The 12,151-nt window shown below is 51.1% G+C and carries 8 protein-coding genes; 2 read left to right on the top strand and 6 right to left on the bottom strand.

Annotated elements, in window-relative coordinates; translation table 11 throughout:
* Window positions 1-170: 170 nt before the first annotated feature.
* The 6 genes from KWJ01_RS23985 to KWJ01_RS23960 form a co-directional block, all read right to left on the bottom strand.
* Window positions 171-2,342, bottom strand: coding sequence for an NADH-quinone oxidoreductase subunit L (locus tag KWJ01_RS23985; protein ID WP_224999665.1), 2,172 nt, complete (start codon window positions 2,340-2,342; stop codon window positions 171-173).
* Window positions 2,343-2,351: 9 nt separating this feature from the next.
* Complete coding sequence (gene nuoK / locus KWJ01_RS23980; protein ID WP_255651183.1) at window positions 2,352-2,657, bottom strand: NADH-quinone oxidoreductase subunit NuoK; 306 nt, start codon at window positions 2,655-2,657, stop codon at window positions 2,352-2,354.
* Window positions 2,654-3,220: an NADH-quinone oxidoreductase subunit J gene (locus tag KWJ01_RS23975; RefSeq protein WP_224999664.1), complete on the bottom strand. Its 567-nt coding sequence runs from the start codon at window positions 3,218-3,220 to the stop codon at window positions 2,654-2,656. The genes nuoK and KWJ01_RS23975 overlap by 4 nt, the downstream gene beginning before the upstream one ends.
* Before the next feature lie 61 nt (window positions 3,221-3,281).
* Window positions 3,282-5,114, bottom strand: a complete 1,833-nt coding sequence (locus KWJ01_RS23970; RefSeq protein ID WP_224999663.1) for an NADH-quinone oxidoreductase subunit I — start codon at window positions 5,112-5,114, stop codon at window positions 3,282-3,284.
* Window positions 5,115-5,342: 228 nt separating this feature from the next.
* The gene (locus KWJ01_RS23965) at window positions 5,343-6,449 is read right to left on the bottom strand and encodes a complex I subunit 1 family protein (RefSeq protein ID WP_224999662.1); all 1,107 of its coding nucleotides are present in this window, start codon (window positions 6,447-6,449) and stop codon (window positions 5,343-5,345) included.
* Between the two features lie 120 nt (window positions 6,450-6,569).
* Window positions 6,570-7,859: a carboxypeptidase-like regulatory domain-containing protein gene (locus tag KWJ01_RS23960; protein ID WP_224999661.1), complete on the bottom strand. Its 1,290-nt coding sequence runs from the start codon at window positions 7,857-7,859 to the stop codon at window positions 6,570-6,572.
* A 567-nt stretch (window positions 7,860-8,426) separates the two neighbouring features.
* Here KWJ01_RS23960 and KWJ01_RS23955 point away from each other — a divergent pair.
* Together KWJ01_RS23955 and KWJ01_RS23950 are read left to right on the top strand one after the other, a co-directional pair.
* A complete protein-coding gene (locus KWJ01_RS23955) occupies window positions 8,427-11,219 on the top strand; it encodes a TonB-dependent receptor (RefSeq protein ID WP_224999660.1) in 2,793 nt (930 codons plus the stop codon).
* Between the two features lie 114 nt (window positions 11,220-11,333).
* Window positions 11,334-11,780 (top strand): hypothetical protein, encoded by a 447-nt coding sequence (locus tag KWJ01_RS23950; RefSeq protein ID WP_224999659.1) that lies wholly within the window; start codon window positions 11,334-11,336, stop codon window positions 11,778-11,780.
* The last annotated feature ends 371 nt before the right edge of the window (window positions 11,781-12,151 follow it).

Here is a 12,151-nt window from a genome sequence, read left to right as displayed (position 1 = left end):
AGCAGCAGATCTGCAGCAGGCTTCTTTGGAAAACGCCTGGCCGCAATTCGGCTGCAAGATATAAAAAGGTATGGGTATCAGGTATAGGACATGTGTTTTAACATCTTCTCAATCCGTTTCTTTAAGCCCAAAGCCCAGATATTAAATACCTTGTATTAATTTTCAATTTGTTAAAAGAACATCCATAAGATGATTGCCATCATACAAGCCAGCATAATGAGCAGGTACTGCTGTACCCGTCCGCTCATGGAACGGCTAAAATGCCCTGCCTGCCCCGCTACCCACACGCTCACCTGAACGGCCCCATCTATAAAAGTACGGTCGAACCAGTACACCACATGCCCGAATACCACGCCCGACATCCCCAGCAGGTCTACCAGCCGGTCTATTACTTTTCTGTCGAGCCAGTTGGCAAAGTGCATCAGCCCCAGCCCAAAAGCGATTACGGTACGCCGATAAATAGCATCGAGGTGCCAGTTACTGTACGAGAGCCTGGTAATGCGGCTCCGGAATACAAACTTATTATTATAGAAGGAACCCCTGCCGTTGAACAGGTGATAGATCAGGTAAGCCAGCAACAGCCCCATCAGCACCAGGATGGCAGAAACAACACCTGTGAATGTGTGGTAGCGAAAGGCAGCCTCTCTGATGTCAAAAAGCCTGTTGGCCGCCTGGTATTCTGTTAAAGAGCCCGGCACTGCCACCTGGGGCAGCTGCAGCAGGCGCATGGGCCATGCTCCCTGAAAATCGAAAGCATCGAAACTAAACCAGATACCCAGCGAGAGCAGGGCCAGCACCAGCAGTGGAAAGCGCATGAGCATGGGCACTTCACGGATGGCGCCATAGGATACTTCGTTGCCATCGGAAAGGCGGTTGTAGCCAAAGAACACCAGGAATAGCTGCCGGCCCATGTAAATGGGCGTAAGCAGGGCGGTGGTAAAGCCTGCCAGGGGCACCAGCCAGGCTAAAATACCCCACTGCTTTCTGGCAACTGATGCCCAGCCCATAGTACCGGTAAGGATGGCATCTTTGGAAAGAAAACCTGAAAGAAAAGGCAAGCCAGCCAGCGCCAGCATGCACAGGAGGTAGATGACAAAGGTAAAAGGCAGCTTTCTGCGCAAACCGCCCATGTTACGCATATCCTGGGCATCGAAGTGGGTATGGCGGCGGTGGGCTGCCTCATGCAGCGCATAAATAACGGCGCCTGCCGACAGGAAAAGTCCAGCTTTGAAGAAGGCATGGGTGAGCAGGTGAAAAAGCGCTGCATCGTAAGCGCCGGCACCCATGCCCATTACCATATACCCCAGTTGCGAAATGGTGGAAAAGGCAAGAACTTTTTTAATATCGTGCTGTGCAAAGGCTGCAAAAGCACCCATAAAGGCCGTTGTGGCGCCAATAAAAGCTGTTATATCCAGCACCATTGGGGTAAGCAGCGGGAATACCCTGCTCAGGAGGTATACCCCGGCCGCCACCATGGTAGCCGCATGCAGCAGCGCCGAAACAGGCGTTGGGCCCTCCATGGCATCGGGCAGCCATATCTGCAGGGGAAACTGTGCCGATTTACCAATAGCTCCCATTAGCAGCCCAAAACCTGCTACAGTTAGCAAAATAGCGGGCAGTGCACCAGCAGCACCCGACCATACCGCCTGCCAGTCGCCGCTTTGTATGTAGCTGGCGGGCATTAGCTGAAAGAGCGCAGCCAGATCGAGGGTACGGAACTGGGCGTAGAAAATGAGGAGTGCGATCAAAAAGCCAATATCGCCCACCCGGTTTACCAGGAATGCTTTTTTAGCGGCGGCTGCGGCCTGGGGCTTATTAAACCAAAAACCAATGAGCAGGTAGGAGGCCAGTCCTACCCCCTCCCAAAAGCAGAAAATAAGAAACAGGTTATCGGCCAGCACAATGCCCAGCATGGCAAACACAAAGAAACCCAGGAAAGAAAAATAGCGGTTAAAGCCCGGATCTTTCCACATGTACACCACCGAAAACAGCTGCACCAGCAGGGCCACGCCATTTACCACCACCAGTAACAGGGCGGCAGGAATGGTAAGCCAGATACCCAGTGTAAAAGGATAGCCTGCCCCTGGTGTAAACCAGTTCCAGCGGGCATGCGTAAGCGCTGGCGATATAGTTGCAGCATCGCTGTTGCCCGGCCAGAGCCTGCTAAAAAGATAAACTGAAATAAGCAGTGCTACTGCCTGAAATCCAATCATGAGCCAATGGCCACGCCCCCGGAGCAGGAGCACCAGCAGCGCTCCCAGCAAAGGAAGCAGGAGCACACCTGCTGCCATGGCAGTAAGCGGACTAAACGGGAGTGGCTGTAGGAGATCGGCAGAATTCACGGCCCTAAGTTATCCTTTTAATCTGTTCAACTTATCCAGATCGGCAATTTTGTAATAACCGTACACCCGCACCACCAGCGCAAGTGCCACAGCCGCCTCGGCAGCCGCCACCACAATTACAAAGAGTGCAAACATCTGCCCCTGCAACTGCACACCATCGTAGCGGCTAAAAGCAACCAGGTTTATATTGGCGGCATTCAGCATCAGCTCAAGGCCTATGAGCACTGCAATGGCATTTTTACGGGTAATGGTTACCGCAAGCCCTATGCAAAACAGCAGGGTGGCCAGTATCAGGTAATGTGAGAGCGGAATCATGGTTGTGCTGGATTTTGTGTATTGATTCCTGTTGATGTAACTGCTATGCTTTCTGGTGCTGCAGGCTTTGCCAGGGTGGCTGCCCCTACCAGTGCCAGCAGCAGCAGGATACCAGCGAGCTCAAAAGCCAGTACATATTGTGTCATGAGGTGTACGCCCAGGGGCTCTACTGTTGAGGCCTGCACAAGGGTAGCATTCTCCTGCGCACGCATTGCCCAGTCGGGCAGGGCAAGCTGCCCCAGGGTGCCAATCAGCAATACCAATAAACCTGCAGGCAGCAAATAACCCCAGAACTGGTTATGCAAATCAGTAATAACCGGGCTGGTGGAAATACGGTTGGTGAGCATTACCCCGAAAATAAGCAGGATAAGCACTCCGCCTACGTAAACCACAATCTGGGTAACACCAATAAAATCGGCACCACTTAGCACATAAATGGCCGCCACGCCTAAAAAGCAAAAGATAAGTGAGAAAGCTGCATACAGCAGGTTTCGGGTAAACAGGATCACCAGGGCCGATGCCAGTGTTAGCGCTGCGAAGGCATAGAACAGGAACAAAACCATGAGCAGGTAAAACCTAAGATGGAGGAAAGATAAAGAAGAAAGCCTAAACCAACACGCTGTGCTAGCCTGCCCTGCCGGGTGGTTCGGGACGCTGGCTATCGTCCTGGCGCTTTTCTTCTTCGGAAAGCGCTTCGCGCTCTGGTTTACGGATTACTACTTTTTTATCTACTACTGGCTTTGGCCCCTTATTTTCCTGCTCATTTGCCTCTTTCTGACTGGGTGTTTCATCTGCTTGCATAGCTTGCTGCTTTGGTATGACTGGTTTAATAACAGGTCGTGGCTTTTTAGTTTCTCCCCCTGAAGTCTCCATAGGCTCATCAGATAAAGGCTGATTTGTAGCTTCCGGTGTCTCCGTTTTACGGATTACAGGCTTCATCACCGGGCGTGGCCTGGCAGAAGCTGGTTTAGCCTGCACAGGGGCATCGGCCTGCGAAGGGTCTTCTGCAGATCCTTTGGTGCTATTTTCCGGGCTGGCCCCGGCAGTCTCCGTCCGCACGTTCGCATCTGTGCTGGCTGCTGCCGGATCTGCCTTTTTAACTACCGGCTTTGGCTTCATTACCGGCCGTGGCCTGGGAGGCGTAGCAGTTTGTTGTGCCTCCGGAGCCACTGAATTGTCCTTAGGCTGATCAGTGGCTGAAGCTTCAATATTTTCCGGAGGGCTGGCTTTTTTCACCACTGGCTTCATCACTGGCCTGGGTCTGGCTGGCGCAGCAGAGGCTTGCTGCGCTGGCCCCTTCTCCTCCCCTGCCGGTGGTGCTGCCTTTTTCACAACCGGCTTCATTACAGGGCGAGGCTTGGGCGCCGCTCCTGTTGTACTGCTTGCGGGCAGTGCTGCAGATGCCTCCTCGCTGGCCGATGGCTTGGCTTCGCCTGCATCAGATGTAGCAGCTTTTGGCTTCATCATGGGGCGTGGCCTGAACTTAGGCTTTTCCGCTCCAGGCGCCGGCGAATCTTCTGTACCCGCTGGTGTGGGTGCAGATTTCATGGTTGGGTTGGGTGCTTCTGCTGCAGAATTCATTCCAGTTGCTGCCTCGGCTGCTTTCTTCTGCTCCATCAGCTTACGGGCAGTGTCTTGTGCAGTTTCGGGAGCATTAGCTTCAGCATCTGCTGGCTTGGGTGCGGCCGGCTTAGGTGTGGCCGGGCTAGGTGCGACCGGCTTAGGTGCGGCAGGACGGGCGGCAGACGGAACTGGCCGCGCCGATGCCGGCCGCGCCGAAGCCGGCCGCGCCACGCTTGGTTTTGCTACTGCCGGCTTAGCTGCAGCAGCGGCTGGTCTGGCAGCTTTTTGTGCTTCTTTCTGTGCCTGGTGCTCCTCCAGTTCTTTTCGCTTTTGCAGAATTTCAAGCGGACTCATTTCGGCAAAGGCATAGGTGTGGTCGGCTACATCAAATTCGCTGAAGTCGTACACCTTCGTCATAGTAAGGCACTCGGTGGGGCACACAGTGGTGCAGAGGCCGCAGAAGCAGCATTTAGCCATGTCTATATCGAACCTGGCAGCGTGTATGCGTTTGGGTGTACCATCAGAGGTCTGGCCACTGGTTTCTACCGCTTTGATGGGTTCTATTTCAATGCAATCTACCGGGCACACCTTTGCACACTTATCGCATACAATGCAATCTTCTATTTCATTGTGCAGGCGGTAACGGGCATTATCCGGCACCGGCAGGCTCTCTTTTGGGTACTGCAGGGTAAAGATACCGGTCTGCTGCTCAAAATAATTATCCTGCTCCACCCCTACCGGCTTACGGCTCTGGCGGGATTCCAGAAAATGCCGCCAGGTAAGCTTTAGCCCATGCAGCAGCGTACGGGTAGCAGTACCCATGTTGCCGAAGTATGTATTTCTATTGATTTGCGGCCCCTGCTGAGGCTGCTCTTTCGGGAATTCTGTTGCCATTTTGGGAGTCTGTATTAGTGCATGATTTCTTACTGTAGTTTCTGCTTAGAAACTACAACAACAGCAAAAAGCAATCTCCTCTACCAATGCACCATTCATATAAAACGACTTCTGCCAAATATTAAACTTAAAACTACAAAAAAAGCTTTAAAAGATTTTTGAATCCCCTGCCCAATTCGGATTTGAGTGTATGTACCTGTTTTCCCACACCAGCTCCGGATTCGCTCATTAACCAATCCCGATCAGTCGCCATACGCCGGTAAGCAAGAGCAGGATAATGGCTGCAGGGGTAAGGTATTTCCAGCAAAGCGACATCAGCTGGTCTACACGCAGTCGGGGGTAGGTCCAGCGTATCCACATCTGCAGCAGTATCATCAGAAAGGCCTTGCTGATCAGCCAAAAACCACTCCAGAGGTGTCCGGCTACTGTGCCAGGTGCTCCGCTTGTCCACTCGGCCAGGCGCAGCGGGCCTACATTGGGCAGCGGGGTATTCCAGCTGCCCCAGAAGAGGATAACACCCAGGAAGGAGACCAGCAGCATCATGCTATATTCCGCCAGGAACACCAGGCTCCAGCGAAAACCGCTGTATTCGGTATGGTAACCACCCACAATTTCAGATTCTGCTTCAGGCAAATCGAAGGGGGCACGGTTACATTCGGCCAGGGAGGCTATAAAGAAAATAAGCCACACAAAGAAAAAGAGGGGCATGCGTACCACATTCCAGGTAAGGAAGCCACCTACCTCTGTTAGCTCTACACCCAGGGCAGGCAAGCCAAACAGCCACAGCCGCTCCGCTTCTGCACCCACCACATCGTTAACCCAAATACCCTGCTGAAAGCTGATCTCCTGCAGGTTAAGGGAGCCAGCCAGCATTACGGTACACAATATAGTTAGCCCCAGGGGCACCTCATATGATATGATCTGTGCCACCGAACGCAATGCACCATAGAGGGAGTACTTGCTGTTACTGCCCCAGCCGGCCATCAGAATACCAATAACATCCAAAGAAATAATGGAGATCAGGTAGAAAACGCCTACCGCTGTGGCAGAGCCTGCCCAGCCATTGGTAAGCGGCAGCACGGCATAACCGGCAAACACCGCCACAAAAATGATCACGGGCGCTACCAGAAACATTTTACGATCGGCCGCAGCCGGCACAATGTCTTCTTTCTGCAGCAGCTTCAGCAGGTCGGCCACAGTTTGCAGTAAGCCCCAGTGCCCTACCTCCATCGGCCCCAGGCGGTCCTGGATCAAAGCCGATACCTTTCGCTCGGCCCATACAGCCAGCACCACAAAAAGGAGCAAAAAGGGCAGAAAGAAAAGTAGGGTAGTCATGCATTACAAAGATAGGCGGCATAGACTTTAAAACAAGCCTGGCATCACAACACAAAAGCCCCGGCACCATGCACTATGCACAGGCCGGGGCTCTCTTTGGTTGAGAGGGAAGAATGTATATTATTCGGCTAACCTGATCAGACCCATCTGGTCTTCGCTTACAGAGATAAGCTTCCAGCCAGTATTTTCTTTGTTGTCGTCTTTACTGGCATACACCTTCCAGCGGTATACCTTGCCAGGCTCCAATGCTCTTAAGGCAGATCCATCAAAATTGTAATCTGCAGAAGTCTGGCCGGAGGGTACAATTACCTTTTTAACAGGTCCGGTAGTACCATTGGCTATAGTGCCGATGCCAAAGCCGCCCCAGATTACGTTGCCATTAGCATCAGATACCTCCAATACATAATCGCTGGTGCTGGAGTATGCTGCCCAGGTAAAACGCGGGGTAGCAGAGGCCACTTCTATTGGTTCTGTAGTGGTAGCCAGGTTTGTGGGTGTTGTAAGTCTTACAGATCCGGTTAGGCTGAAGTCAAGCGACACTGCGCCACCATCTACATTCACAACAGGTTCGCCATTTTTTACGATCCAGTCGGGATCTACAACGCGCTCGTCGTTCTGGTAGGAAGCACGCGCAATGTAAGTACCTGCCGGAACATTGGCAATGCTATAGTTTTGAGAGGAACTGGTAAGCAGTCCTGGAATTGCCTCCTTTGTTAAGGGGTGCGTGAGGGTAATATCTACCTCACGAGCGTTAGATGCCAAAAAGGTAACAGTACCACTAACTGAACCGGCAGCCCCCCTGCTTAGCTGTAGGTTTTGGGTGCTTTCTGCCGATGTTGTAACAGAAACTGTTGGCTGCTCGGAGCTATAGCCGCTAATCCATCCCTTTAGGGCATAGCTGCCAGCTGGCAGATTGTAGATGTAATAATCTCCCGCAGCATCAGTTACTGCAGAATATCCCTGGCCGTCTTTTTCGGCTACCACCAACACGCCTGCCACACCTGTGCCTGCTTCGGTCACTTTTCCTTTTACATAGCCGCCGTTTTGAACAGCACTTGGGTTCATTTCGTATGGTTTTGCCACATCGGTACCCACTGATACGGTAAAAGGCAAAGGACTCATGCCCTTGGGCGGTACCTGATCGTAGCCCTGGCGATAAAGCTTCAGGTAGTAGCTGCCACCAGAAAGCTCAGTTTTATATGCACCATCGGCACCGGTTGTCAGTGATTTTACAGGCGCATTGGTATTAGATTCCATCACAATGATACGTACCCCATCCAGTGCGGCATCTGTATCAGCATCGGTAATTGTACCACTTAGCACACCCGTTGTTACCGGCTCATCGTCTTTTTTACACCCCCATGCCACCAACAGCACAAAGGCCAGCATCATCAGATTTGTGTTTCGCATGTTATTTGCAATTTATATTGTAAAGGAACATGCATTAGGTGCCACTTAAAACCGCACACCTCACAAACTATTACTATCACAATTCAGAGGATTGCTTGCACACCCAGACCTTAAAGCAGGAAGAATACAATTCAAACAGCACCTTCTGTCCAGAAAATCTCTAAAAGCATAAAAATCATCACACCATTCCAACTAAAAAAGCACTGCCCTACCCCCATTCCAAAACAGCATTATTCCTTAAAATAACCTGTTAACAACAGCAAAACGAGCTTCTCCTGCTGTTTCGTCCTGATACCTTGTGGCGCTGCGCTGCTGCAGCATGTTCTTTACCTGAAGCCACACCTATGAAAATACTTTTACCCCACCAGCTTACAGCCACTGTCTGTATCTATACACAAAAGCCAGATATGTGATTAAACCTTAAAGCCACTTGTGCATCAAAGGCTTAACTGCGGCAAATAATAGTCTGGTTACAGCAGGATTTCCCAAATAAAACTGGCAGGTCACTTCTTTAAACATTCTGCACCGGCCGCTCTCTCGCACTACCCTTAACTTTAAAGACACATAATGAACAAGCTACTATTGGTTGTTGCTTTTTTACTGATAAGCGTACTGGCTTTTGGCCAGAGTGCTTTTCTTTCCGGCACGGTAAGCAGTGCTGCCGATAATTCAACGCTGCCTGGCGCCTCTGTTGTTCTTACCCGCCTGGCAGATTCAGCCAGGGTGGCACAGGCTACAGATACAGAGGGGAACTTCAGGTTTAATAATCTTACTGCCGGCGAGTACCAGCTACGGATTAGCTTTGTGGGCTATACCACCCAGCTTCGTGAGCTTACCCTGCCCGAAGAAGGCCTGGAGCTGGGCTCTCTTGCGCTTAAGGAGGATGCCGAGCAGCTGAACGAAATAGAAATTATACGCCAGCAGCCCCTGGCCACACAGGAGGGCGACACTACCTCCTTCAGGGCAAATGCCTTTAAAACCACCCCTGATGCCAATGCCGAAGACCTGATCCGCAAGATGCCCGGCGTGGTGGTGCAGGATGGTAAGGTGCAGGCACAGGGCGAAGAGGTGCGGCGGGTGCTGGTAGATGGCAAACCTTTTTTTGGCGATGACCCTACTGCTGCTCTTAAAAATCTGCCTGCAGAAATTATCGATAAAATACAGGTTTTTGACCAGCAGAGCGAACAGGCGCGTGCCAGTGGCTTCGACGATGGCGAAACAACCAAAACCATCAACATTGTAACAAAGCCAGAAATGCGCAACGGCCAGTTTGGGCGGGTTTATTCCGGCTATGGCCTGGATGGCCGCTATATGGCGGGAGGCAACCTAAATATATTTAATGACGATCAGCGCATTTCTATCCTTGCCCAAAGCAATAACATCAATCAGCAGAATTTTGCCACCGAAGATCTGGCCGGTGTAGCCAGCGGCAGTGGCAGAGGTGGCCGCGGCGGTAGAGGCGGCGGCGGTCGTGGTGGGTTTGGTGGTGGCGGTGGCGCCGGAGAGTTTATGGTAGGCCAGCAGGGCGGTATTGCCACAACAAATGCAGTAGGTATCAACTATACTGACCAGTGGGGCGAAAAGGTAGAAGTAAGCGGCAGTTATTTCTTTAACCACTCCAGCTTATTATCCACACAAAACACCCAGCTGGAATACCTAGGCTCCAGGCTGGGCGGGCAAACCTATACTGAGGAAAGCAAGGCAGAAAGCACCAACAGCAATCACCGTTTTAACCTTCGGTTAGACTATAACATCGATAAAAATAATTCGCTGCAAATACGCCCCAGGCTAAGCCTGCAGGACTACAGCGGCAACTCATCGCTGGTGGGGCTCACCAGGCTGGGTTCTGAAACCTTAAGCAGTACTATTAACCAGTTTAACTCCTCCTACGGCGCGCTTAGCTTTAGCAACGACCTGCTTTACCGGCATAGCTTTGCCAAACGGGGGCGTACCTTATCCGTCAACATAGGCACCAGCATAGATAACCGCGATGGCACCAGCGAGCTTAACTCTCAAAATGAATACTTGGACGAAAGCCCGGTAACTGAAAACCTGCTGCAGCAGTCGGATTTGCAGGATAAAGGCTGGCGCTTAAGTGCTGATGTACGCTATACCGAACCCATTAGCCAAAAGAGCCAGCTGATGCTGAACTACAGAACAGGCTACCAGTACTCCCGGCCCTACAAGCTTACCACCGATTTAGAGAATGATGAGTCTGAAGCCGAATTGAACCCTGCTCTTAGCAGCCAGCTTACCAGCAGTTACCGCACCAACAGCCTGGGTGGCAGCTACCGCTTAAGGAGCGAAAAAGGCATGCTGATGGCAGGCATTAACTACCAGGCCTCCAGGCTCGACAACAACCTTCGCTTTCCGTTGGAAGGTGACATAGAAAGAACCTTTGAGAATATACTGCCTATGGCCATGTACCGCCATAACTTTTCGAAGGAAAAAAACCTGCGGGTAATGTACCGTACCAGCGCCAACCCTCCGTCGGCGCAGCGGCTGCTTTATGCAGTAGACAACAGCAATCCGCTGCAGCTTACCATCGGCAACCCGGCCCTGCGGCAGGATTATCAGCACACTTTATTTACCCGCTATTCTGCCAACAATCCGGAAAAGGCAAGCACTTTTTTTGCCCTGATCTCCGGAAGCTACTCTGCTCAATACATTGGTAACAGTGTGCTGCTGCCGGCACAGGATACTATACTGGCTACAGGCTTTACCGTACCCGCCGGGGTGCAGCTAACGCAGCCTCAAAACCTGGAGGGTTACTGGAACATGCGCACCTTTGTATCGTATGGTGTGCCGGTGCAGCTGCTTAAATCTAACCTGAATGTAAATGCCACTGCCTCCTACAGCCATATCCCGGGCCTGATCAACGGAGCAGAAACCTATACCGGCAATACCGGTTTTGGCGCCGGTGTGGTACTAAGCAGCAACATCAGCGAAAAAATTGATTTTACACTCAGCACCCAGGCCAATTACACCATTGCCACCAACAGCCTGCAGGAGAGCCTGAACAACCGCTACATGAACCAGACCAGCAGGGCTTCCTTTAAATGGATACTACCCTTTGGCCTAAGCCTGGAGAGCGACCTCGCACACCAGTATTACGGCAGTTTTGCCGGCAGCGATGCCCAGAATTATATGCTGCTCAATGCAGGCATAGGCAAACGCATGTTCAACAACAGGGGCGAATTAAGCCTCTATGCCTACGACCTGCTCAATCAGAATACAGACATACAGCGCAATATTACCGAGGCCTACATAGAAAGCGTGCAGACAGATGTGCTGAACCGCTACCTGATGCTGCGCTTTACCTACAACATCCGGAACTTTAAAAATGCCGGCAATATGTAAGGCCTCTTTTAACCTTCTTTAACAATCAGAATTGAAAGCTGGCATGGTAGTTGGCTTTCAGTTAAGCAAGAGCAAGTTTTAATAAATACACATCACTTAAAAAGGAAAAGAAAGATGAAAAACGGGAAATGGATAGTGGCTGCGGCCTTTGGGTTGATGTCGGTTACAGCTGTAAACGCCCAGACAGAAGGTGCTAAAACGAAAGACCACAACAAAACAGAACAGCACGACCGCAAGGGCCATAAAAGAGGTGGCCGCTTACAGGAAAATGTAAAGGAATACGAAGCACAGCTTAACCTTACGCCTGCACAAGTAACCCAGTGGGAAACCCTTAACGAAAGCAGCAAACAGCAAATAAAGGCGCTTAAAGAGAACACCAGCCTGTCGCAGGAAGAAAAAAAGGCTCAGATGAAAACCATGCGCCAGGCCAGACAAACCGAGCTGCAGAAAATTCTTTCTGAAGAGCAATTTGCCAAGCTGCAGGAGATCCGCAAAGAAAAAGCGCAGGAGCGCAGAGCTCAGCGCGGCAAGAGAGGTAACTCCCAAAAAGATAGCCGCTAATGTTGCACCTGATTAATAGCACTTTACGAAAGCTCGCCGGTTGGCGGGCTTTTTTGTTTGGGTCTGGCCGAGTTTTCACCAACAACAGTATAAGAATTGTTATAAAACTTCCGTTTTGTAGACAACAACCAAACCCTCACAGACTATGAAAAAGCCACTCTTGATTTTAGCTGCATGGCTCTGTTTGCTGCTGCCATGCTTTGGGCAAAATTATGAATTTACTACGTACGAGAATGGTCTGATCTACAGCCCCAGGACCATGGGTCAGCTGCAAAAGATTGTTGATTCGCTAAACCTGAAATTTAAGAGCTGTGACCTGAATAAAATATATTACGCCAAGGCACAGGCCAGAGCACACTATGTGCATTTAA

This window comes from Cesiribacter sp. SM1 (assembly GCF_020178975.1).
In the GTDB taxonomy this organism is placed as follows: Bacteria; Bacteroidota; Bacteroidia; order Cytophagales; family Cyclobacteriaceae; genus Cesiribacter.
The sequence above is the reverse complement of the archived record's forward strand: the minus strand, read 5'-3'. Positions and strand labels throughout refer to the sequence as shown.

What these genes read in the sequence shown, in the direction of transcription:
- nuoK (WP_255651183.1), bottom strand. Translation starts at nt 2,657, where the DNA reads ATGATTCCGCTCTCACATTACCTGATACTGGCCACCCTGCTGTTTTGC.
- KWJ01_RS23965 (WP_224999662.1), bottom strand. Translation starts at nt 6,449, where the DNA reads ATGACTACCCTACTTTTCTTTCTGCCCTTTTTGCTCCTTTTTGTGGTG.
- KWJ01_RS23950 (WP_224999659.1), top strand. Translation starts at nt 11,334, where the DNA reads ATGAAAAACGGGAAATGGATAGTGGCTGCGGCCTTTGGGTTGATGTCG.
- KWJ01_RS23960 (WP_224999661.1), bottom strand. Translation starts at nt 7,859, where the DNA reads ATGCGAAACACAAATCTGATGATGCTGGCCTTTGTGCTGTTGGTGGCA.
- KWJ01_RS23955 (WP_224999660.1), top strand. Translation starts at nt 8,427, where the DNA reads ATGAACAAGCTACTATTGGTTGTTGCTTTTTTACTGATAAGCGTACTG.
- KWJ01_RS23970 (WP_224999663.1), bottom strand. Translation starts at nt 5,114, where the DNA reads ATGGCAACAGAATTCCCGAAAGAGCAGCCTCAGCAGGGGCCGCAAATC.
- KWJ01_RS23975 (WP_224999664.1), bottom strand. Translation starts at nt 3,220, where the DNA reads ATGGTTTTGTTCCTGTTCTATGCCTTCGCAGCGCTAACACTGGCATCG.